The sequence below is a fragment of the Winogradskyella sp. PC D3.3 genome, assembly GCF_054366245.1.
This window is the reverse complement of sequence record NZ_CM135962.1, coordinates 451,622-474,825: the sequence shown is the minus strand read 5'-3', so window position 1 is coordinate 474,825 and position 23,204 is coordinate 451,622. Positions and strand designations below refer to the sequence as shown.

24 protein-coding genes are annotated in these 23,204 nt (G+C 31.3%); all 24 read right to left on the bottom strand.

Translation table 11 applies throughout. The annotated features are described in order from the left end of the window. Positions 1 to 65: 65 nt before the first annotated feature. Positions 66 to 1,031, bottom strand: coding sequence for a DUF6371 domain-containing protein (locus ACXGSQ_RS02075; RefSeq protein WP_458627994.1), 966 nt, complete (start codon positions 1,029 to 1,031; stop codon positions 66 to 68). A 125-nt stretch (positions 1,032 to 1,156) separates the two neighbouring features. Continuing rightward, positions 1,157 to 2,440 carry a DUF3987 domain-containing protein gene (locus ACXGSQ_RS02070; protein WP_458627993.1) on the bottom strand — a complete coding sequence of 428 codons (1,284 nt, stop codon included), beginning with the start codon at positions 2,438 to 2,440 and terminating at the stop codon, positions 1,157 to 1,159. A 9-nt stretch (positions 2,441 to 2,449) separates the two neighbouring features. After that, entirely contained in the window at positions 2,450 to 2,962 is a 513-nt protein-coding gene (locus ACXGSQ_RS02065; RefSeq protein ID WP_458627992.1) for a ribbon-helix-helix protein, CopG family, read from the bottom strand. 4 nt (positions 2,963 to 2,966) lie between these two features. After that, the gene (locus ACXGSQ_RS02060) at positions 2,967 to 3,239 is read right to left on the bottom strand and encodes a helix-turn-helix domain-containing protein (protein ID WP_458627991.1); all 273 of its coding nucleotides are present in this window, start codon (positions 3,237 to 3,239) and stop codon (positions 2,967 to 2,969) included. A 154-nt stretch (positions 3,240 to 3,393) separates the two neighbouring features. Then, the gene (locus ACXGSQ_RS02055; protein WP_458627990.1) at positions 3,394 to 4,290 is read right to left on the bottom strand and encodes a hypothetical protein; all 897 of its coding nucleotides are present in this window, start codon (positions 4,288 to 4,290) and stop codon (positions 3,394 to 3,396) included. Beyond that, positions 4,287 to 4,685 carry a tyrosine-type recombinase/integrase gene (locus ACXGSQ_RS02050; protein ID WP_458627989.1) on the bottom strand — a complete coding sequence of 133 codons (399 nt, stop codon included), beginning with the start codon at positions 4,683 to 4,685 and terminating at the stop codon, positions 4,287 to 4,289. Before ACXGSQ_RS02050 ends, ACXGSQ_RS02055 begins: the two co-directional genes overlap by 4 nt. A 5-nt stretch (positions 4,686 to 4,690) precedes the next feature. Continuing rightward, on the bottom strand, positions 4,691 to 5,365 hold the full coding sequence (locus tag ACXGSQ_RS02045) for a phage integrase SAM-like domain and Arm DNA-binding domain-containing protein (protein WP_458627988.1): 675 nt from the start codon (positions 5,363 to 5,365) through the stop codon (positions 4,691 to 4,693). A gap of 243 nt (positions 5,366 to 5,608) precedes the next feature. Next, entirely contained in the window at positions 5,609 to 6,898 is a 1,290-nt protein-coding gene (locus ACXGSQ_RS02040; RefSeq protein ID WP_458627987.1) for a phenylacetate--CoA ligase family protein, read from the bottom strand. Next, the gene (locus tag ACXGSQ_RS02035; RefSeq protein WP_458627986.1) at positions 6,895 to 8,562 is read right to left on the bottom strand and encodes a C45 family autoproteolytic acyltransferase/hydolase; all 1,668 of its coding nucleotides are present in this window, start codon (positions 8,560 to 8,562) and stop codon (positions 6,895 to 6,897) included. The genes ACXGSQ_RS02040 and ACXGSQ_RS02035 overlap by 4 nt, the downstream gene beginning before the upstream one ends. 5 nt (positions 8,563 to 8,567) lie before the next feature. After that, entirely contained in the window at positions 8,568 to 10,112 is a 1,545-nt protein-coding gene (locus ACXGSQ_RS02030) for a phytoene desaturase family protein (protein ID WP_458627985.1), read from the bottom strand. Between the two features lie 7 nt (positions 10,113 to 10,119). After that, on the bottom strand, positions 10,120 to 13,794 hold the full coding sequence (locus ACXGSQ_RS02025) for an MMPL family transporter (protein WP_458627984.1): 3,675 nt from the start codon (positions 13,792 to 13,794) through the stop codon (positions 10,120 to 10,122). Continuing rightward, complete coding sequence (locus tag ACXGSQ_RS02020; protein ID WP_458627983.1) at positions 13,787 to 14,983, bottom strand: DUF2062 domain-containing protein; 1,197 nt, start codon at positions 14,981 to 14,983, stop codon at positions 13,787 to 13,789. The genes ACXGSQ_RS02025 and ACXGSQ_RS02020 overlap by 8 nt, the downstream gene beginning before the upstream one ends. Positions 14,984 to 15,015: 32 nt before the next feature. Further along, a complete protein-coding gene (locus ACXGSQ_RS02015) occupies positions 15,016 to 15,396 on the bottom strand; it encodes a 3-hydroxyacyl-ACP dehydratase (RefSeq protein ID WP_458627982.1) in 381 nt (126 codons plus the stop codon). 4 nt (positions 15,397 to 15,400) lie between these two features. Further along, positions 15,401 to 16,003 (bottom strand): porin family protein, encoded by a 603-nt coding sequence (locus ACXGSQ_RS02010; RefSeq protein WP_458627981.1) that lies wholly within the window; start codon positions 16,001 to 16,003, stop codon positions 15,401 to 15,403. A gap of 241 nt (positions 16,004 to 16,244) precedes the next feature. Continuing rightward, positions 16,245 to 16,706 carry a hypothetical protein gene (locus tag ACXGSQ_RS02005; RefSeq protein ID WP_458627980.1) on the bottom strand — a complete coding sequence of 154 codons (462 nt, stop codon included), beginning with the start codon at positions 16,704 to 16,706 and terminating at the stop codon, positions 16,245 to 16,247. Then, positions 16,684 to 17,178 (bottom strand): outer membrane lipoprotein carrier protein LolA, encoded by a 495-nt coding sequence (locus ACXGSQ_RS02000; protein ID WP_458629305.1) that lies wholly within the window; start codon positions 17,176 to 17,178, stop codon positions 16,684 to 16,686. Before ACXGSQ_RS02000 ends, ACXGSQ_RS02005 begins: the two co-directional genes overlap by 23 nt. Positions 17,179 to 17,301: 123 nt before the next feature. Beyond that, on the bottom strand, positions 17,302 to 18,078 hold the full coding sequence (locus ACXGSQ_RS01995) for a polysaccharide deacetylase family protein (protein ID WP_458627979.1): 777 nt from the start codon (positions 18,076 to 18,078) through the stop codon (positions 17,302 to 17,304). Then, a complete protein-coding gene (locus ACXGSQ_RS01990) occupies positions 18,072 to 19,100 on the bottom strand; it encodes a beta-ketoacyl synthase chain length factor (protein WP_458627978.1) in 1,029 nt (342 codons plus the stop codon). Before ACXGSQ_RS01990 ends, ACXGSQ_RS01995 begins: the two co-directional genes overlap by 7 nt. Continuing rightward, positions 19,100 to 20,293 carry a beta-ketoacyl-[acyl-carrier-protein] synthase family protein gene (locus ACXGSQ_RS01985; protein ID WP_458627977.1) on the bottom strand — a complete coding sequence of 398 codons (1,194 nt, stop codon included), beginning with the start codon at positions 20,291 to 20,293 and terminating at the stop codon, positions 19,100 to 19,102. The genes ACXGSQ_RS01990 and ACXGSQ_RS01985 overlap by 1 nt, the downstream gene beginning before the upstream one ends. 1 nt (position 20,294) lies before the next feature. Further along, positions 20,295 to 20,552, bottom strand: a complete 258-nt coding sequence (locus ACXGSQ_RS01980) for a phosphopantetheine-binding protein (protein WP_458627976.1) — start codon at positions 20,550 to 20,552, stop codon at positions 20,295 to 20,297. Next, the gene (locus tag ACXGSQ_RS01975; protein ID WP_458627975.1) at positions 20,552 to 21,175 is read right to left on the bottom strand and encodes a 3-oxoacyl-ACP synthase; all 624 of its coding nucleotides are present in this window, start codon (positions 21,173 to 21,175) and stop codon (positions 20,552 to 20,554) included. The genes ACXGSQ_RS01980 and ACXGSQ_RS01975 overlap by 1 nt, the downstream gene beginning before the upstream one ends. Continuing rightward, on the bottom strand, positions 21,172 to 22,302 hold the full coding sequence (locus ACXGSQ_RS01970) for a beta-ketoacyl-[acyl-carrier-protein] synthase family protein (RefSeq protein WP_458627974.1): 1,131 nt from the start codon (positions 22,300 to 22,302) through the stop codon (positions 21,172 to 21,174). The genes ACXGSQ_RS01975 and ACXGSQ_RS01970 overlap by 4 nt, the downstream gene beginning before the upstream one ends. A gap of 6 nt (positions 22,303 to 22,308) precedes the next feature. Then, complete coding sequence (locus ACXGSQ_RS01965; RefSeq protein ID WP_458627973.1) at positions 22,309 to 22,755, bottom strand: acyl-CoA thioesterase; 447 nt, start codon at positions 22,753 to 22,755, stop codon at positions 22,309 to 22,311. Between the two features lie 7 nt (positions 22,756 to 22,762). Next, positions 22,763 to 23,200, bottom strand: coding sequence for a hypothetical protein (locus tag ACXGSQ_RS01960; RefSeq protein WP_458627972.1), 438 nt, complete (start codon positions 23,198 to 23,200; stop codon positions 22,763 to 22,765). Between the last annotated feature and the right edge of the window lie 4 nt (positions 23,201 to 23,204).

The following is a 23,204-nucleotide window of genomic DNA, read 5'->3' as shown; positions in this document are numbered from 1 at the left end:
GGGAGGCTAAAGATAGCAAAAGTGATGAATATTTAGGTTTAAAGTTAAAATTACTATTAGATTAATTATATGCTCAGTTCCGACCTAAAAACATCTTCAATATCACAATTGTACCATCCTATTCGTTTTAGTTCTTCGTCATTCAAGTTGTCGGTCATATCAAAAATATTTGCTTTTATATTTAGCTCTTCCATCTTAGGAATTTTGTTTTTTATAATATTTACAGCCTTTCTGCTTATATCTGGTATTATGGTGATGTTTTGATTTTTTAACGCTTCCAATTTCTTATCGGTAAGACCGTTTATACCTCCGTAGGATAGCCATGTATAATTTATTAATTGTATTGCACTAACTATAGTGGTTTTTTCACTTTCAACTAATACAATAGGTTTTGTATTATTCTTTAAAAGATGTTCTCCAAAAAGGCAACTATTATAACCATCTTCATTTTTATAAGGGACTTTAAAATAGTTAGTACGCTTGCCGTTTTTGTTGTATAATACAACTTTTGCTTTTTGTGCTAATCCATTTTTATTTATTTGCCAAAAAACAGTCCATAACTTTTTATTAGTACCGATGTAATACATTTGTTTTACCTTTTCTACTTCCTCATAAGTGTAATTACTTCTTAAATATTGTAATAGATTATTTTCTTTTGGGTATTGTGTAAATTTTTTAACGACCTCAAAATCAATTGTATGTTGTTTTTTTTGTTTTTGTATTACGTTTTTGTCATACAAATCGGTATATGTATTACGGTTTTGTAATACATTATTATAGGGCATTTGTGTAGTTAGAATTTCAAATTTATTTGTGGTTTCATTCCAAATAAAGTTTTCTCCTGAATCATTTTTATAAACTGTAGGAGGTAAGTTAGTAGTACCACAAGAGTGGCAATATCCATATATGCTTGGGTAACCTTTGTAAGTAACGAATTTATTGTCTTTATTTGTTTTATGGCAACAAGGTGTAATTATGTTTTTATCTCTTTTGTTGCTAAATTCTAATTTGTTTTCAATTTTATGCATCATATTAAAAGATATAGTATGCAACTTGCAACTTTAGTTTTATTAAAATTGTATCGTAAAATTCTGTAAATAAATATTTTATGATGGTTTTTACTTTTTTTTAAAGTTGCAGGTTGCATGAATATTAATTAAGGTTTATTCCACTTTCTACTAATCGTTGATTTATTTAAACCTGTAATTTCTATTACAGATTTTCGAGATGCATTATTGGTTTTAGCTAATCTAATAATGGCATCAGTAGTCAGTGATGTATCTTCTTTTAAATTTTTATTATTCTCAATGATTTGTTTGAAATTTATAAAGTAAAATTCGTTAAGTTCAATGGCTAGCTCAACTGTTTTAATAGACATTTTAGATGCAAATTCTCGTTTAGGTGCATGTTCCATAATAAATAGAATTACACATAATTTTTGAATAGATATTTGCATTTTAGACATGTATTCTTTTATAATTGATGGCGCTCTACTTTGTCTATTGATTAACTTTTGAGTGTATATAAAAATCCTATCATCTGCTTCCTTGTCAAGCGCTATTTCAAATTGCTTTATAGCTTCTTCTGGCGATTCACTTTGTTTTTTATAAGCAATAATGTTTTCTATAGCCTTACTGTAATTGTTTTCGACTTTTGGGTCAATTCTTCCTGAAAATAACTTTATGTTAGAGGTTAGTTTAGGTGTGAAAAACTGTCTATCTATAAATCCACTTTCTAAATTTCCATTAGCAAAAAGCTTAGGAACGAATTGATGTTGTAATCCACCTATTAAAGTAGGATAGGTTTCGTTAATTCTAAAGCTTTCAGTTGTTTTTCTCGAAACGTCTATATATCCATTAGTATAACCTTCTAAGAAAAAATTTCGCCATGCAATGCCATCTCTGCTATTTGGATTAGCCATCTTTTCAATCAATGCGAAAATTTCATCAATTGCAATACCTACAGCGTTAGGGTTTTCTGCATGAATTTTTTGAGCAGCTTCTATTGTTGCATTTTGTATTAATATTTGTTTTCTTATAGGTTTTATCTCCTCATTTGTAGAGATGGATAACTCAGTTTTAAAATTCTGATAATCTTTATCATCAGTTATTTTAATGGGTTTGGTAGCAATTTTAATGGCTTCGGATTTTGCATCCCCACGACTTCCTATTATTGTAAAATAGCAGTTACCATAATTTTTGTAACCTAATGATTTCATATAAAATGTTAAACCAATAGAGGTGCTGATAGTGAATAATATAGAACTTAATAAATATTCTTTTGGAATCCTTTTGTATTTAAAAGCTTGATTAATTAAGTCTGAGTACGTATTAGGTATATTATCTAGAATATAATTCAGTTTTTTAATAGCTGAATCAGAATCGCTCTCCATAATTCCTTGTAGAGCTTCATCTATTTTTTCTGTTGTATCATAATTCATAAAATTGTATTATTTAATATGAATTATTTTTTTGTTTTCTTCAGTATAACGTATGCTGTACATGAAATATGCAAGCTTGTCATAGTTGAAGCAATTTTCATTATCTAATGGAAATTGTAAATCAGTAATGTATTTGTCTGTATTTAAATACGCTTCTAATTCTAGTTTTACTTTTTTAAACTCATCCATAATTTCACTTGTGAATAATGGATGAGTTTCTAAGTTATTTATAAGTTCAATAAATTGACTGTAGAGTTCATTTATTTCATAAAAATAAGGGGTTCGCCTTTTTTCATAGAGCCAAAATATAAACTCTGTAAAACCTAAGGACTGAAGTAGCTCATAATCCTTTATTGTACATATAGATTCTTTGTTAGAATACTGTTCAATGGTTTTATCAATAAAATCATTTATTGCATTTCGAATTAGACTCGAAATACTTTTGTCTAAAGTACAACTAAGTAAATCTAAGTCATCTTTAGTAGATTCACTAACACGTATGTTTAATATGATATTTTTCATACTATTAGTGTTTATTGTTTTTTAAACTATACTTTAATGCTTCATTTTCAAGATTTTCATTAGATTCTTGTCTGTTTTGTAAAAGCCAATTTTCTAATTCCTCTTTTTTAAAGAAAATAAGCTTGCCTTTTGGTTTGTAATGTGGTATTTCGTTTGACGATGTGAGTTTATACATAGTACTTTTCGCTAAGCCACTATAAAAACAAGCTTCTTCAAAAGTTAATACTGTCTTTAATACAAAAATTTCATTTTTAAATAATTGAGTGATACTTTTCATGTCCATTTTTTGTTGTTTTAAAATTTTTAAAAATGGAATAGCTATTCCTTATTATGCGCATAGCAAATGTTGGAATTTCTAACAACTGACTTCTTCTTTTTTTCATATGAGATTCATATAAGAAGATTATAAGAAGAAACTTTAACAATTATTTTTACTTTTTAATGTATTTTTCTAGAATAGTATTAATGAGTATAATGTTTTCATTTGAAATATCTTTTTTAGATTTAGAAAGAAGACCTGCGTTAATTACCCTTCCATATTTTGTACGGAACAGTTTTGATTCACCTATATTTTTTTGCGAAAAGTTTTTGACGATAAATTTTAGTTGAGATAGAAGGTAGGTGGCTGTTTGAGTGGCGCAAAAAAAGTGTACTTTACTATTGTGTTCATCAAATGGTTTTGTAAAGACATTGTAAAAATCTTGAAAAGTCGTTAATTCATTATTAATAAAATAATCTGTTAATTCTGAATAGAAATTTGACTCTTCTTTAAATAATGATTTGTATTTATTTCGAATGTCAAAAGATTTAATTGGTTTTATTTCTTTTTCAGAAGGACTCTCTTCTGTAGAGTTTGAATCTGTATGATTAGTCCAGCTATCATAAGGAGTAATAGTTAAGTTAATTTTATCTATTTGTTTTTGGTTATAGAAATTTGTAGATGTCCTTATGTCTCCTCTAAAGGAGTTCGTTATTTTAGACCGTGAATTGATAAAAGCTAGTTCTTCAATAAATTGATCGTAATTATATTCTTTATCAATATTGATAGTTTTAAATTTATCGAGTATTGTTGTTGATAGAACTCGCATTTGATGTTCAGCAACAAATTCATCTAAACGGCTGTCAAAATCCCCAATTAACACGTTTATTGGGTTGGATTCAATCTTTAATTCACCATGTTTTTTATAGATGTCAGTTATAATTTTTTTCTGGGCAAATTCGTAGGTTCTACCTTGTGAATTATAATTTTCTAAGTCGTGTTTAATTTTTGATTTAAATTCTTCTGTGAATTTTTTAAAGCTCTTTAAGTATAGTTTTTCGTACTTCATATTTTTATATCAGGTAGGTTGTCAACAGCATCGTCTTTTAAGCTGTCTATATAATTAAGATATTTAATTGTATTTCGTGTGTTAGTATGTCCAAGAGCATCGGCTACTGTTTTTAAGTTTGCTCCATAGGTAAGAAGTTGCGTAGCAAAAGTGTGTCTTCCACAGTAAAAAGTAATGTGCTTTTCTATTTTAGCTCTGGCAACCCAATTTTTTATACATTTATTTATTCCATTATCTGAAATAGTACTTCTGCTATTAGAAGTCAGGTCAAATATTAAGTCTGAATCTTGTGTTTTTTCACCCATTAGTTTAATCAAACTCTCTTTTAATTTTATTTCAATTTTTTGATCAGTTTTAGCTCTTCTGGTTGTAAGTCTGTTGTTTTTTACATTCATCCATGTCAATGTCTTAATTTCGGCATATCCCAATCCTGTAAAGCATGCAAATAAAAAGCCTTTTTTACTTCATTATTTCCACATCTAGTTTCTGCTAAAGTTTGTAATTCTTCGCTAGTTAAAACTTGCTTGGTGAGATCATCAGAATTTCTTTTTTTTCTAAATTTTATTCCATCTGCAGGATTAGATTTAATCAATCCTTTGTTTTGAGCATCTTTTAATATTTTTTTAAATCTTGTGTAGTAATTGTGGGGTGAGTCACCACTTAATCCTGCTTTGTCATTTAGGAAATCTTTAAACCCATTCATTATAGATGGATTTATATCAGAAAGTTTTAAATTTTTATTACTAACAAATTCCATGAATTTACTATTAGCGGCAATAATCATTCTAATATCTTTTTTTTGATATTCATCTATGAATGATTTAGCATAATCCTTGAATCTAATAGATCTAATATGTTTAGGAATGTAATCCGTGTCTTCTGTGATTAATTCAATTTCACGATTTGATCGTATTAATTCTGCTAATTTTTTTTTCTCTGCTTTAGAAGTTTTATTGTCAGTGGCCTCAATTTTAATATCTAAAAATTCATAATGTCTATTTTTATTATGGTAGATGTCTAAGTAAAATTTTACTGCTCCTTTGGCTAATTTTCTTTCTCGGAGTTTTACACTCATAGTTTTTTTGAATTTAAATTAGTAACAACACAGTAACAAAAATATGAAAATAAAGGCAAATAAAAGAAAGTAGTGATTTTTAAAAACGCCCTTAACCCCTTTAAAATAGGCTTTTTTGTTTCTTTTATTTTCTTTTGTTTTCAGGGTTGTGTACCCGCCTTGAGTACGAAAAGCCTTTATCGAAAGATAGAGGCTTTTTTGTTTTTATATTTTAAGTAATACTATTTAGACTGATTTTTTTATTCATTTTCGCTTATCAATAACCATTACTGGTTTTCTACTCATTTTTGGGAACTGCAATTTCTGTATTTCCTTTTTATCGTAAAATTCAATTTTAGGAAGCACTCTTAGTTTGGCTCTGAAATGATTTTTAATATTGATTAATAAACTTTCTGTAGGGGTGTTTACAGCTATTTTAATCAGGATTTCATCTGTTCCTATAGAATTGTGAGAAAGTTCTATAACAAACGCTTCAACCTCGCTAAAATCATTTAAAATATTATGCATTGCTGGCGGATATAAAGTGGTGCCTTTATATTTTATCATTTGTTTTTTTCTACCAATCACAGGACCTAGTCGCATGGTGTTTCTGCCACAGGCACATGTTTCGTGATGTGCTTTTACAATATCTCCTGTTTTAAATCGAAGTAAGGGCATACCTTCAACACCTAGAGTTGTTATAGTAAGTTCACCAGATTCTCCTTCACTTACAGCTTGGTCGTTGTCATCTAATATTTCGGTAATAATTAATTCGGGATGTTGGTGGCCTCCTTGTTGTTGTTCGCATTCCGTAAAAGCCGTATTCATTTCGGTAGACGCATAAGTAGAGTACAATTCAATATGCCAATGTTCTTTTATCTTTTTAGATAAGGTGTTTAATGAAAAATCTTGTGCTCTTAAAGGTTCACCAATACAAATGGCGCCTTTTATTCCTGAGGTGTTGAGGTCTATATGATGCTGTTTAGCATATTCAATTAGTTTTAATAAAAAGGAAGGTACTGCAATAATATAGGTCGGTTTAAATTTTAAAATAGAATCCCATTGCAATTCAGGAATGCCATTACCAACTCTAATAATACCAGCCCCAAGTTTTCTTGCGCCTAAAAAATAAGCTAATCCGGCCATAAAGCGTCGGTCTATGGTAGTCATTAGTTGAATAACATCGTCTTTACCAACACCAGCACAAGCGAATGAAATAGCTTCATTGTATGCTAAACGGTCTAAGTCGTTATCGGTGAGACCAAAAAGCACAGGGTCGCCTAAAGTACCTGAAGTGGTCACGTAGTCTACTATTTTGTTTTTTGGGACACAAATAAAATCATCGTTATGTTGTTGAAGGTCGTCTTTTGTGGTGGTTGGAATTACTTTTAAATCTTCAAGCGAATTAATTGTTGAAATATCAATATTATGCGTACTAAATAAGCGCTTATAAAAATCAGAATTCGTGTTTAAATACTCTAAAAGTGTCTTTAGTTTTTCAACTTGAAAGTTATGTATTTCGGCTTTGGATGCATATTCTATCTCAGGAATCATAACTCTAACTTTCTTTTTAATTTTTTAATGTAGTTATCCACTTGTTCTTCATCGGGAACGGTGGTAATTTCTTTGGTTTTAGCCTTTTCAAATGTATGTAAAGCTGCTGTATAATAGCCTTTATTATAATAATAAACGCCAATTAAGTAATAGGCTTCCCAATAGTTTGGGTTTAATTCTTCAAGTTTTAAAAGACGGTCTAAAGCTATAGTAGCGTTGTTGTTAATTACCGTTAGCACTTCTTGCCTTAACTGTCTATAGCTTTGGTAATTTATATACGCTTCTGTGTATTGAAACGGGTCTTCTTCAATATTTAATGCTGTATCTGCGAGTGACGTTTTACTAGGGGTTTTAAATATGTCATTTAAATTATAGGCTACAAATTTACCCAATTGATAAGGGTTGGAAGAGACCCAAACTAAACGCTGTTCGGGTTTAAAAACTACGGCATGATGAGCTAATAATTGATTTAGAGCTTTTTCATTACCATAGCCGATAGCTTTGTTGTGTAAACCTTCTTTGTTTCTTAAAATGTCAACCGCAATTTTTGGGGTTAACTTTGGGTTTTGGTCTAGAAGTTCTTCCATTCGTTCGTAACGGTATTGCGAATGACTTTCTTGAATATGTTTTAGGTTTTTTTTATCGTTGGCATAAGCTTCACTTTGAAAGTGATTAGAACATATCAATTGATTTGAATTTTCGACCTCATAAACCCCAAAATTTTCTGGAGATACTTCTATTAATATCGCTTTTCGGTCTGCGGCACTTCCTACTAAAATAGATTCAGAAACAAATACTTGACGTTTTTTTGCAATAGCAATGGCTTCTTCAATAGTAGTAGCGTATTGTAAAATTTCACGATTTAAAATAGAAATAGGGGTTTTAGCTACCAAAGGAATTTTAGATTTTCCTGCATTTATGGTTACGGTTAGGCCATGCTCATTCATACCTGAAAGTACGCCTAACATCCCAGCCCAAGTCACGGACATAAATTTGTAACCATCGGTTGGGTTGGTAAAAGCCACCATTTTTTCTTCAGCAAAATCATCACCAGCATAAAAATCTAAATTCCGACCAATAATTAGGCTGCCATCCTCAGTTTTTTCATCCCAAGCCGCAAAAGATGTACAACCTACTAAAGCTAAATCTTGTAAGGCATGACCAATATCGTGAGCACCATGAAAATAAAGCACACGTAAATAAGGTTCTGCAATATAATTATAGTCGGGTGAAGCGTATTTTGAAAGCCCTAAAATTTCTGTTTTGTATTCTAATGGGACGTTAAGATATAATTTGCGATTGTACCAAGCTAAAAAACGTCTTAATATGGCTTGTTTGGTTTTGGAAGGGACAAATTCATCAATTTTAGACACAAAGATACCTTCTTGTTTGTGGAATAATTCTTGGGTAAGGCTTCCTGTGATTAAACCCCTCTCATAAGGATTACCTTCTACATAAAGTTCCCATAAGCCTTGTTGGTTTTTGCTGAGGTGATTGTTTCCTAGCGTAAAAGTAGAATCGGAAGTTTGTACACGTTCCGGAATTACCGAATTATAAGCACTTACATCGGGGATATCGTGTAATGATTTTGATATGCCACATGAGGTTATACTTATAAATAGAAAAAGTAAAAGCCCGTGATATATGCTTAGATTAAGCTTCATGTTTTTTAGTTTTCGATGCTTTCTTTGGGTTTATTCGCTTCTAATATTTTTTCTAATAACGGTTTCATGCCAACGATTTCCGAACAGGTAAGAACAGCGCCAATAGTAACACCTAAAATGCCATGCATGTTTAAACTTTGTCCTGTAAGTAACAGGTTTTTAATTTTTGTACGAGGTGAAACAAAAGAAGCCAAAGGGTTATTAGCGTCTTTGACATAGCCATAAATTGAACCTCTGTTTGACCCAATATAATCGCGATACGATAATGGGGTTGAGGTGTATATTTCTTGAATACAGTCTCTAATATTAGGATATTTTTTTTCTAATTCTTGAATGAGGATTTCGGCTTTTTCGGCTTTAAATTCTTCATAAGTTTGTCCTCGGTCATTTTTATAAGCAACCGTATTAAAGGTGTTTTCCCAGGGCTCTACTTCCTCGTAACGCATGTAGGTCATTACTGTTATGCTATCGCCATAAATATCGGTTTTTTTATTAATCCCCATGGATGCCATATAACCTTCTGGCCACGTTTGTGCCGTGTAATCTTGTCCATCCCAAATTTTGTTAGGGTCTTTTATATGGTAAATGTTTTTGTTTTGATATTTAAACGTATTCGGTTTTAAAACAATATATAAGCTAAAACCAGCAATGATACTTTCGATATTATTAATGCGTTTGGTGTAAACCTTTTTAAATTTATCTTCACCAACTAATTTTATGGTCAGTTTTGGTTCTATATTAGAAATAAACAAATCCCCTTTTATTTCTTTGCCATTTTTGGTAAAAACCGAGCTGATATTTTTGTCTTGAAACCCGAATTTAACCACCTCATGATGTTTAAACGCATCACCGCCATGTTCTTTGAGGCGTCTAATTAGTAATTTTGAAATTTGGCTACCTCCATTTACACAGCGATATGCACTTTCTATGTATGAATTAATAGTTAATGCATGTACGTAAAAAGGCGTGCGGTCTGCATCACCAGCATAGAGATAATTAGTGCCTGCAAGTACAGCTTGTAGTTTTTTATTATCGGTGATAGAATCGATATAATCTTTAGCTTTTAAGCTGAAAATATCGGTGTTTTCGTAATAAGGTTTTCCGTGTTTTAAACCATATAGAGGAAATTGACTACAAACTTCTTTTAATTTATCGCAATACGTAACAATGGCTTTTTCTTCTTCAGGAAAATCAATTAATAAATTTTCAATGAATCTATCATAACCTTGTGCGTGTTTGTATTCATTGTCATCACCTTCAAAAGTAATGATGTCAAAGCCATCTTCATCTAGTTTTTTTAGGTTTAAATCATCAATAATATCGAGGTACTTAAAATACTGATAAAGATTCTGACCTTCATTTAAACCACCTATATAATGAACTCCTGTATCAAAAATAGTTTTATCGCGAACAAAGGTTTGTAAGTTGCCTCCATATTGATTGTTTTTTTCTAGAACACAAACACTATAGCCTTCTTTGGCTAATATATTGGCAGAAACTAAACCGCCTAAACCGCTTCCTATTATAACAACATCGTAATGAGATTTCATGCTTTTTTTACTGTTTTGATAAAATAGTCATATTTTCTGTCTGATAGGTGCAATCAAAATCTAAATTGTGTTTATTTGTCGTTAACAAATGCTTACCTTCTTTTAATAAAATGATATGATTTAAGTCTGATTGGACCATTGGTTTTAGTTGTGCTTCTGAAATATTAGTCGCACTTATTATTAAGATGTTTGCCTTAAAAGACAATGTTTCCTCAAAAGAATCTACACAATTTATGTTACGAGAATTGGTGATAAAACTGTTTTTAACAAGTATTCTATATTCCGTGTTTTCAATATATGAAATGATTTTTCTATCTACAGCATCTAAGGCTAATAAAAAATCAAGTTGACCAGCATGGTCAGATAAATGTATGATAGTGTCTTTTTTACCAACGGTATCTATAATTTTTTTATAAAGATCTTTGTTGGTGTTAATATCTTTTTTTACAGATTTGTATAGTACATCGCCTTTATATCTATACTCTTCTAAAAGGATGTTGTGAAAATAGGTTGCATCTTCTCTTTCTTTTCTAAAAGCATTAAATTCTGTTCTAAAATAAGCCCCAATTTGTTTAGCGCGTTGTGAGTAATTAGTACTAAAACGACAATCTTCCGGTGTAATTCTATCCAGGATTTTTAAAGTAATATGACCATCTCTTATCATGGATTCCCCTTTAGGAATAATTTCTGAATTCCCATGAATAAGCACTGGTATAATATCTAAATGAAATTGTTCTGCTAAATAAAAAGCCCCTTTATGAAAACGCTTAATTTTATTGGTTTTAGAACGTGTACCTTCTGGGAAAGCCATTAAGGTATAACCTTGTTCTACTTTTTTCTTTAAATGGTCTAATCCATTTTCTATACCACTTGATACTGGATAAAATCCAGCCAATTGTACGGCTTTTCCAAATACAGGTGAATTGTAAACCCAATCATTCACCAAGAAAATAATCTTTGGATGTAGCATTCCAATGGCTAGAATATCTAAAAAAGACGTGTGATTTGCAATAATAATAGCTTGTTTTTTAAAATCTTCTTTAGGTTCATTAATTACTTTTTTAACCAGAAACAAATGGGTGTATAATACCGATTTCATGAATTTTGAAATACAAACATGAAACCATTTCATTTTTGTTTTCTTCGGAAGCGGAATAATTTTTAAGATGGTAACACTAAACAAGGATAATAGAATACTACCTAAGCCAAAATAAGTAAATGAGACTATAGAATGAATGAATACCCGCAACGAAACAGGGCGTTTATTTTTGCTACCAATAAACAATTTGAAAAGTAAAGGTTGAAGCGTGAAAGCTATAAGTACTGCTGAGGTTATACCTATTAGGCATACTAATGATATGGAATATAGTGCAGGATGTTTCGCGAAAATTAAAACTCCAACTCCTAAAATAGTGGTGATTACCGAAAGTAAAATAGACGTTTTATGTATGGTCAATGATTTTTCACCTGTTCGGTATTCATGCAATAATCCATTGGTCATAAAAATGCCATAATCAATGCCTAAACCAAAAATAAATGTAGATATGATGATATTAAAAATATTGAATTCTAAATGAAATAACCCCATAATTCCAATGGTTACTAACCAGGTTAGACAAATTGGAATTGCTGTTACTAAAGTTAGTGATAAGCTTCTGTAAAATAAGAATAGAATAATTAGAACAACAATTAAAGAATAGCCGATTAAACTGTTGAAGTCGTTTTTTAGATGGCCTAAAAAGGTCTCATTCATTTGTTTTCTATCAATCACTAAAGTTTGTGGATCCTCTTTAAAGGCATTTATAACGGCATCTGCTTCATCTACTTTTACTAAGGTTGTAATGGTGGTATAATTATCTTTAGTTGTAATATAATCGTCAATAGAAAAGGTGTTTATCGCTTTGTAATCTTTACTATCTAAAGGTTTAAATGTAGTATTTAAAAGTGTGTAAAAACGGTTAAAGGTTTCTGGTTTAAACCCTAAAGCAGTTCCACTTTCTGTTATGTTTTGTTTTGTGGTTGCAATGGTGCTTTCGTCCCAAAAAGATTGCCAACGTTCCACTTGTTGGGTTTGTTGTTTTTTAGAATGGACAAGAGAGCTAATAGAACTGAAGTTAATAAGTTTTTCTTCCGATTTTAAGTTTTGAAGCTTGGTTAAAATGGCGTCATTAACTTGCAGTGTGCTTTCTTCTGAATCACCGTAGGCGGCAATGTATATGGATTTTGAAGTGCTATTAATAAGTTTGTCTAAGCGTAATTCGGCGGCCTTAATGTCTTTTGGCATATAATTCATCTCGCTTAAATCATTGTTAAAAATAACAGTGTTATAAGTAAAGAAACTACCAAAACACAATAGAAGTAAACCAATAATTACCCATTTGTTTTTATGAATGTTGTAAGACGCAATTTTGTCTAATACAGTACTTTTTTTGGACGTTTTTGTTTGCTCTTTATATACTTGAGGAATAAAAAGTAGTGCAAAAAACGAAGAGCCAATAACACTAACCGCTGCAAATATTCCTAAATCTTGTAAAGCTTGTGAGTTGATAAATAACAAACATAAAAATGCTAAAGCCGTAGTTAAACTACTCATTAAAATAGGTTTCGAGATTTCTTGGTACAGGTGTTTTACATTAGTGTTACTTCTAATGTGTGTGAGAATGTGTAAGGAATAATCGAGTGTAACCCCTAATAACACCGAACCAATCCCTAGAGAAATGGCTGATATTTTTTCGCGTATTAAAAAGAGTAGTGCAATAGCTAAAAGTCCACCAAAAATGGTTGGGACAAATAATATAATTGGGATGGTTATTTTTCTATAAAAAAGTATAAATATGAGTAAAAGTACAGTTAACGCAATACCTATAGTAAGCTGAATATCGCTTTTTATTTGATTGGCGTTAGCGACTGCAATTAGTGTTCCACCAAAGTATTCGGCACTTGCTTTATTTGTAAAAGCATTGTTTAGTTTGGCGTTGGTATCGTATAGATTTTTTACAAATTGGGTGTTTTTAGCCGTTTCATTAGAGCCTAAAGCAGGTGTAATAAATAACAGAATATGCTGTTTGTCTTTACTTACTAAAAACCCGTTTTGTAAGGTGAAATCCTCACCAAAACTTAACTCTTGTAGTTTTTTTAAAGCAATAAATGATAAGCCTAAAGGATCTTTTAGAATAAAATCTTTAGCAACAATACCTGATGGTGAAATTAACGTTTTGTAATTTTTTAAAGTAATGGCAGCAATACTATCTTTTTGAATTTTGTTCGCAATAGTTTTATAATCTGCTTCATTTAGAAAAAGCGGTAAATTGTCATATATAAAACTGGCTGTTTTCTGAATTTCATGGTCATCAATCTGTCCTTGAATTTGTTTTATATATGGACTAGAAGAGGTGTTGATGCGATCAATAAACTGTGATGCATATTGGGTTAAATCTTCAACAGAACCATCAGGACCTTTGGTAATGTTAACAATGATTTTATCAGTAAAGTTGACGTTTTTTAAAACCTTCTGCAGTTCCGAATTTTCTGCATTAGTAGGAATTAGTTTCGTGATATCTTCTTCAAATTCAATTTTAGAAGCAATGAATACTAAGCCCAATAGTAAAAATCCTAAAATGCAAAAGCCAAACCATTTTCTGGCATTAAAATATTGATATATTTTGTGCAAAATATTATGCATTGGTTGCGGTTACGTTTTTATTTCCAAAACATAGAAAAAGAAAATAACTCAATGTTCCGACGGATAAAGCAGCTAATGTCGCTAAAGCAAAACTCCCAACGATATAAGATTTTACATGTTTTAAAACCTCGAAACCTGCTATAATTTCATTTATATCAAATGTTACATTTTCGCCTAATATAAAATTTCCTAATTGAAAACTCGTAAGAATAATAAAAGGAATAAAAGGCGGAAGGCTTACGTTTGAAAAAGCAAAAGCAATTGTTTTATTTAACCTCAAAAGCAAAGCTAAAAAAATAACGGTAATGGTTTGAATACCCCAAAGCGGAGAAATACCTATAAAAACACCTAAAGCTATAGATAATGCTTTTTTTTGAGGAGAATCGTTACTACCAATAACATCTTCGGTTATAAAACGCTTAAATCCTTTTTTTTTTAATTTCCTGAAAAAATCACGAGGTTTTATATAGAGTAATGTTAAGATAACAAGCCACGTGTTTAAAATACTAATGCGTGTAAAATCTTTAAAAGGTCTAAAGTGAGAAACACGTTCGTCATCGTCATATAAAACTTGAATTGGGATGTTTTTTACAGTAGAGCCTGCCCAAGCGGCTTTTACAATCACTTCGATTTCAAATTCGAATTTTGAAGTATAAAATTTTAAGTCTTTTAAATGTTGAATTGGGTAAAGCCTAAACCCCGATTGTGTGTCTTGTAGTTTAATGCCGGTTTCTGCCCAATACCAAAAATTAGAAAATTTATTTCCAAAACTACTTTTCTTTGGAACACTTTCTTGATTCATATTTCTGGCACCAATGAGTAAGAGGTTTTTATTATCAGAAGCTTCAAGTGCCTCAATAAATACAGGAATGTCTTCTGGGAAATGTTGCCCATCAGAATCTATAGTAATCGCATATACATAACCTAAAATTTCAGCATGTTTAAATCCAGCACGTAAAGCCTGGCCTTTACCTTTGTTTTTTGTAAAATGAATTTGTTCTAATTGAGCATAGTCTTCAAGGATTTTCGATGTTATATCGGTTGATCCATCATTTACAACTATAATGTTTTCGGTATAATTTAAAACGCCTTCAATAATGCGTTTTAAGGTTTTAGGATTGTTGAAGGTTGGTATAATGACACAACACTGAAAGTTTTTTAGTTTATGATGCGTGGTAATATCCTTCATTTTTGTTATTGAGAATTAGGTTTAAGACTAGACTAATTCTTTAGTTTTTTGATAAATGTGCCATTGCATTTTAACGCAATAGTACCATCTGTAAATTTAGTGATATTTTTAATTTTAAACGTGTCGTTTTCTTCTATAATAGAAAGCTCTAAAATGAGTTTAGCATTTATATTAGGATTGATTAAAGCCGTAAATTTTATATTAGAAATATGCTTTAAGAACAGAGAATTATTAACATGATTTTGTGTGATTTCTTTAATGGTTTGAATCATGCAAACACCTGGTGTCACAGGATTATCTGGAAAGTGACCATTAAACACATCGTGATTCTTATTCAGTTTTAAAGTCACATGAATCGTGTTTGTGTCAATAACCGTTGTTTTTAAGACAGTGTAAAAATCCTTAATTAACATCTGTTTATAATTTGAATTGGTAACCTACACTTAATTGGATAACGTTATTTAATATTAACTCACTAACATCTGTAGTTTCATAACCGTTACCAGTATCTACATTTCTACCTAATAAATCGGTTAGACCTTGTTTGTAGCCAATAGACATTACTAATCCATTGCCTATATCATAACCTATGGCGCCAGCTATAGCAAAATCAATGGTTTGAGGGTCGTTTACGTTTTTATGACTCAATAAAATATCAATCACAGGTGCGATTTGAAAGTTAATTCCACTATCTCTAATGTAAAATTTGTTGTTTACAGGTATAGATAAATAATTGAGTTCTATGGTTTGTGTATCAGTAAATCCAAAAGATTTATAGTTGCTTCCTTGTTTAGAGTATAAGATTTCAGGTTGAAGGGTGTAAAAGCTTGCAAATTTAAAAGATAAGGTCGCTCCTACATGAAAGGTTGTTAATTTTTCGCTGTTTATTCCACCATTCTCTTTAAGATGGCTCAACCCTGCAATATTCATGCCTGCTTTTATTCCTGGTTTAATTTCAACTTGGGCATTGAGAAAGGTACACGACAATATTGTGATTAAGATAATAGTTAAGTGTTTCATAGGGATTTATAATTGGTTAAGTAGGACACAAAAATGAGGAAATATCTTATGAATAGAAAAGAATATAACGTTTATTCTTTGTGATTTAAATAAGTTAAATCAATTTGAATAGGTGCTGTTTTATGCTCAATTTTAATATGTTCTGCAATAGTGTTTTTCACATTAGAAAAGGAAATAATAATTTTTTCTTTGGAATGTGTCGTGTTTATAATTCTGAAGAGTTGCTGTGATTGCTGATTGATTAGGTAATGATTAAATCGTTTTTGAATTTCGATTGGTAAATTATATTTCCATCATTATTCGTGAAAGCTTTATTGATTTTATTGTGCTCTTGTGCTAAAGTTTGAAAGTCTCTTTTAAGAGTATTAATTATGATTTTTCGATCTAACTCTTTCATAATGAAATGTGCTTTTATTTCATTATTTATCAATTCAAAATCGAATATTTTATTACCAAAATTTGTAGTAAATACAATGCGGTGCTTGTTTTCTTCAATTTTTTTTATAATTAAAATACCTCCAAAATCGTTATGGTAAGCCTTAATTTTTGCTTTATAAACATAATCTGTATGACTATTGGCAAAATAAGGGTTTGAAAAATCTGTAGACTTAGTATCATATTCCGAAAGTCCTTTTACCGTTGGAATTGCACAAGACGTAAACAGGGAAAGAATGAATAGATTAATTATTAAAAACCGCTTCATCTAAAGTTGTGTTTCGAGTTTTATTCTTAAAAACAATTTTGGTGTAATCTTCAGAGGGTTCCATCATTTTTACTTCGGTGACATCACTAGTTTTTATATCGAATTTTAATTCGAATTTAGCGATGAATTGAAGCATGTTTTCATCCTTTGGAATAAACTTCACTAAATAAAAATCATCCACTTTAAAATAGGAAATATCAAAGGCATTATCATCAAACATATTGCCCTTAACGCTATTGGTAATAAGGCTGTTTAGACCTTTAAACATTTTATTAGAGCCAATATCTATTTTGCTTTTATCACCTTCATCATCAATAAATAATTTATCATCTTTAAAAATAACACTGTATTTATATGGTGATGTATATTCCCATTTCACGAAACCAGGGACTTTAAAAGCCAGTTTTCCTTGTGTTTCAACATCATTGCTTAAAAAACTAAGATGTTTATATTGTACAAAATCACTAACAATTGTTTTTGTATTGCTATCTAGTTTTTCTACAGCCGATTTAAATGTGTTTATTTCGTTTGTAGTTAGTGTTTTTTGTGCACTAGAGATTTGAATTCCGATACCTAAAAAAAGAAAAAGTAAATATTACGCATAAGCTTCTATATTAAATAAAGTATCTACTGTTATAGATTGATAATTGTTCTCTTGCAAAAATAACAACAATTGTTCCAAAACACGTACTGTGATATTTTGTGAATCGTGCAATAAAATAACAGCTCCTGGTGTGATGTTTTTAGTAATTCTGTTTAAAATCGTTTTTTCGTCGTTTTTTACAGTGTCTAACGATCGTATGTTCCAGCCAATAACTTTGTGTTTAGTGTGTTTTAGGGCTTTTGTAATTGCAGGATTTGTAACCCCATATGGTGGACGAAACAATATTATTTCTTTATTTATTATAGAAGCAACTAAAGCATTGGTTGTTTCAATTTCATCAATCACTTTTTGTTTCCCATAGAAATCAAAAATTTCAGAATGGGAATAGGTATGATTCCCAACGGTGTGTCCTTCTGCTATCATTTGTTGTACCAGTTTTGGTTGTTGTTTTATATGTTTACCAATACAGAAAAAAGTAGCTTTAGCATGATAAGTTTTCAGTAAGTCTAAAATTTGTGGTGTGAATTCGGCATTTGGACCATCGTCAAAAGTTATGGCGACTTGCTTTTTATCGCAAGTTTTATTGAAATTATAAGCTTTTAAATGGTAGTTCCAGGTGATATTAAAACTGCCTATAATTGTAACGATTAACCAACCTATAAGAACTAAAATAAATACAAAAAAAGGGATAGAAGTAAAAAAGCTAATTATTAGCAATCCAATAAAAAGCACAAGCGTAAAACGATTTATGTTTTTAAAGTTTAACATGATGTTAGTAACGTGAAACTATGTTGATGCCCTTTTAGTTGGTTATAAAGTAGAATATTTTTATAGCTCGATTTTTTAATGGTATTTAGCTTTAAAACCTCAGGAATATGTTGATGTTTTATAATATTAGCAGCAGTCCAGAAGCCAAAGGCAGAAGCTGTAAAAAACTCACCGCAAAGGTGCTTATAATGTAATTGAGGCGTGGATTTAAAAGAGAAATCTTGAAGTGTTTGATATAATTCATCAAAAGCATCCCCGTTTTTCCCGAGTACTATGGCATCAATATCTTCGGTTGTTAAATGATGCTCTTTTAAGAAATCTTCAACTTTAGTTTTAATAGTTTCAGTTGTTGCTTTATTAAAAATTTTAAGTCCTTTTATAGCTGCAAAACTATGGTTCTGTTTGGATTGGGATAAGCTAAAAAAATGAGCTCCTTCTCCAAAAGGTGTGGTTATGGGTTGCTTTTCTGCTGCTTCAGCTAGTATGATATCGTTAATGAGGTGTTTTCCTAATTCATCGGTACCGCCAACTAAAACCGTTTTGGCTTCATTTTCATGTAATAAGAGTTGTCCATCTAGAAGGGCAGATTCAAATGAAGCAGCGCCCTGTACATGGGTTACATTATAACCTTTACATTTTAAAGTTAATGCAATTTGAGCACCAACTGTATTGTGTGTCGATTGAATAAACGATGTTGGTGTTAAAAATTCTTCATCATTGTCGAGTATGGCATTTAGGAATTTTTCAGAATCTTCTATACAACCAATACCTGTGCCTGTAATAATAGCATCAGGTGTTTCTAGTTCTGCTAGTTCTAAAGCTTTTTTTGCTGCAGCAATTCCCATTTTTACACTAGTTGCCATGCGCCTACTTGCAATGGGGCTTATAAATAATTTATAATTAGGGTGAATAGCTTTGGCGAGTTGTCCTTCAAAAGAAATCATGTTTTCTAAAAAGCTAGAATTGTCTAAGGTGTCTTGTGCCGAAATTGAAACCGCACTATTTATATAACAGGGTTTCATTAGTTTTTAGAAAATATAAGGGTTGAACAATTCCCACCAAAACCAAATGAGTTAGAAAGCACGTAGTTTAAAGGTTTTTTAGTGACTTCGGTAACCGGAACTAGATCTAGTTCTGGAATCGCAGTTTTAAAATTCAAATTTGGAAACATTATGTTATTCTGAAGGGCTAAAATAGAATAAACAGCTTCTATCGCTCCTGCGGCAGCTAATGTATGCCCAGTAAAGGCTTTAGTAGAACTGAAATCTGGAACGGAATCTCCGTAAATACGTTTTATGGCTTTGCCTTCTGATAAATCATTGTTATGTGTAGCAGTACCGTGTGCGTTAATATAATTGATGTCTTCCGGATTGATTTCTGCAACCTTTAAAGCTTTAGTCATCGCTAAAAAAGCACCTTCACCATTTTCGGATGAAGCCGTTTGATGAAAGGCATCATTCGCATTACCATAACCTGCTAAATACCCTAAAATAGTTTTGTTGTCTTGTTTTACAACAGCATCAGATTCTAGTACTAAATAGGCTGCAGCTTCTCCTAAATTTAACCCTTTTCTGTTGGCGTCAAAAGGTGTACAATCGGTATCCGATAAAATCATTAGCGTTTTAAATCCATTGATGGTGAATTTTGCTAATCCATCCGTTCCACCAACAATTACACGGTCTAGTTGTCCCGATTTTATAAGTCGAGCGCCAAGCATTATAGCATTTGCGGCAGAGGAGCATGCGGTACTAATGGTTGATGTAAAATTGGTGATGCCTAAAAGTGCTGCAATTTTTTCGGTACTATCTACAGCATGATGACTGTTGATTAATTTTCGACTTTCCTCGTTGTAATTTTGGAAATGTTTTTCCGTTAAGTCCATACCTCCAACACTTGTTGCAGATATTAAACCTGTTCTAAAGGCGTCAATAGTATCGATATTAGCGTGTTTTACGGCTTGTTGTGCGGCAATACAACCTAATAATGCTGTTCTTGAATAGTTGTGATTTTCATGCAGATGAAGGCTTTTTGCAAGTTCCGGATTTGTTTGTAAAACTTCCCCAACCTTAATTTCATTTTTATGTCGTGTGTCTATATTTACAATAGGTGCAATGCCTTTTTTAGAATTTAAAAGCGCATGCAAATTCGCTTCTACAGTAGTTCCTATAGAAGATATAATTCCCATTCCTGTTATGGCAACACGATTTTTTTGCATTTTATTTGGTGCGGTGTTTTGCAATGTAAGTCGCTAAGACTTCAACCGAAACAAACACAGCTTTACCTTCGTTCGGATCTGTTAATTTAATACCGTAATCTTTATCTAACATTACAATAAGTTCTAAAGCATCAATAGAATCTAGTCCTAAGCCATCTCCAAATAATGCATCATCATCCGCAATATCTTCAACGGTAAAATCTTCTAAGTTTAATTGTTCAATAATACTTTCTTTGAGTTCTTTTTTTAATGCGTCCATTAATTTTGAGTATATATTTTTTTTATAATTTTTTTTGAATAGTTATACGATCCTTCTTCTGCCACAAGATACATAAATGCATCATACTTATTGTTATCCACATCGACCCAACCACAAAGTATATGACTACTTTTTTTATTTGTAATTAGGCTTGAAGCATAGTGTTCTATAAGTGTTTCATTGAATTTTTCAGAAATAAAAAAAACATTTTCTCCTTTTATTTGATGCCGAATACTAATTTCTCCAATCATAATATTGGCTAAGGTATAAACAAATACAGCAGGACTAGGGAAGTAATTGTTTTTGTCTGTAATGGTATCCTGATACTTTCTGTCTGTATCTAAACTAGAAGCTCTATTAGAAAGTACAATACCTGTATTTTTTATAATTTCAGAATCAAGTTTTGTTGCTTCAAAAAGAAATTCTGAAGCCAAAAAAGCTAGTTTACATAGGTTATCCATTTTAAAAAATTTAGGATAAGCCAATTGTTTGTCTTTATAGATTTGTTTTGCAAAATCAGAAAATGAGAGGTCTTTATCTTTCGCGATAATCGATTTTCCGTTTATAGAAATAGTATTATTCTTTATATGGCAATAAGCGATAGTCTTTAACTGCTTTTTCATTGTTTCACTTTTTTAAAGATTACAGCAGTATTGCAGCCTCCAAATCCAGAAGCAGTTTTTATAAAGGTCTTTAGTTCTTTTTTAGATGTGGTTTCAATAATATTTAGAGGCATAGTAACTCCTAATTCGTCCATGCCTAAAGACTTGTATAGCATATTGTTTTTTAAGGAATGCATTCCTACAATGGCTTCTAACAAACCAGAAGCACCTAAAGTATGACCATAATACCCTTTTAAACTATTTAAAGGTGTTTTTTCTAGTTTTGCTCTGTTAAAAGCAATTGCTTCCATCTCGTCATTAAATGCCGTAGCGGTTCCGTGTGCCGAAATATAATCTATAGATTCTGGTTTTATATTTGCCTCTTTTAATGCGGAAATGATACTTAAATATAAGCCTTCTCCAGTTCTGCTAGGTCCTGAAATATGGTTAGCATCATTACAAGAACCATCTCCTATAATTTGAATAGCTTCACTTTCTGATGTATCAGTAGCAATAGCAACGGAAGCTGCAGCATCTCCTATAGAAATACCAGTTCTATGTTTTGAAAAGGGTTGACAAGGTTTTTTGCTAATGGCTTGAAAGGATTGAAAACCGGATAAGGTAAATTCAGAAACAATATCCCCACCAACAACAAAAGCATTATCATAGTATTCATTTTGAAGGAATCGTTTTGCTACTGCTATGGCTAAAATCCCCGAAACACAAGCATTGGATATGATGATAGGTTCGGTTTTAAATCCGAAAAAATCTTTAATTTTATGAGCTAATACAGATAAGTACGCGCGTTCTGGTTCAAAATTGTTGTTTAAAGCGTCAATATTGCCTTTTGTTGTAGCAATGATTAAAGCCGTTTTATCTGAAATTGAAAAGGAAGCTCGAGAAATGGTGTCATTTAAGGACAAAATCATCATTTTCTCTAATTTTGTATAAGTGGTAGGGTTTCCTATTTTACTAAATGCTTCGTTTAATTTTATATGATCAATTATAGAAGCATAGCATGGTGAAGTACTAATGTTGTTATGCAGAGTAATCCCTGATTGTTCTTTAGCGATTGCCGAAACATTAGCTTCAGAATTAAATCCAAGAGGAGAAATAATGGTATTTGCAGTGATAAAGATGTCCTTCATATGAAATTATAAAAGCTTGTTTTTTGCTTTCCAGGCTTCAAAAAAAGGTGGAAGTGTTAGTGATAAATCATTGTTGTCATCTACAAAAACTTGAATAGTTTCTCCTGTGCAAACCGTTTTTCCATCTTCATTTAAAATTTTATATTTAAAGATAAGTTTTGCAGCAGGTGTATTTATATAGGTGGTTTCTACAGTTGCAATATCTCCATAACGCAAAGGTAATTTGTGCTCACAGCTCGATTTTATTATAGGCGATACATAACCTTCCGCTTTTGTGTCTAAATACGAGATGCCATGTTTTCTTCCAAAAGCCTCACGTCCATCTTCAAAATAATGTAGATAATAGCCATGCCAAACAATACCTAAAGCATCGGTTTCATTGAAACGTACTCTTATATCGTGAGAAACCTTTAATGATGTTTCCGAAGTGTTATTTAGTTTTTTAGAATTCATTTAAACTTTAGTTTTTTAAGACCGTTTTCATTTGAGCAGTCATTATCACTTCTCCGTTTAATTTGGTAGTGCCTTGTACTAAGGTAACTCCCATTACTTCTTGTAAGATTTTAACTTCCGTTTCTAGTCGTGTCTGTGTTTTAGGAAGTTTTTCTATGGTAGCACTTTTAATGGCTCCAATATAGCCTTCTGGGGCAGGTGTATGGTTGATATAAAAATGATACCCTGTATAAAGTGCTACAGTTTGTGCCATATGTTCTATAAGTCCTGGTTCTGTTAATAATCCATTTTGAACAAACATATTATCTTCGGCAATGGTTAGTCCGGAAATAACTTTAGATTCTTTAAAATACAATAATGAATCTACCATAATTATAGGGGCACGTTGCGGAATTAATTTTAAAATGATATTTAAATCCGTAATAGGTTCTTTAAGTAAGTTCATGCTA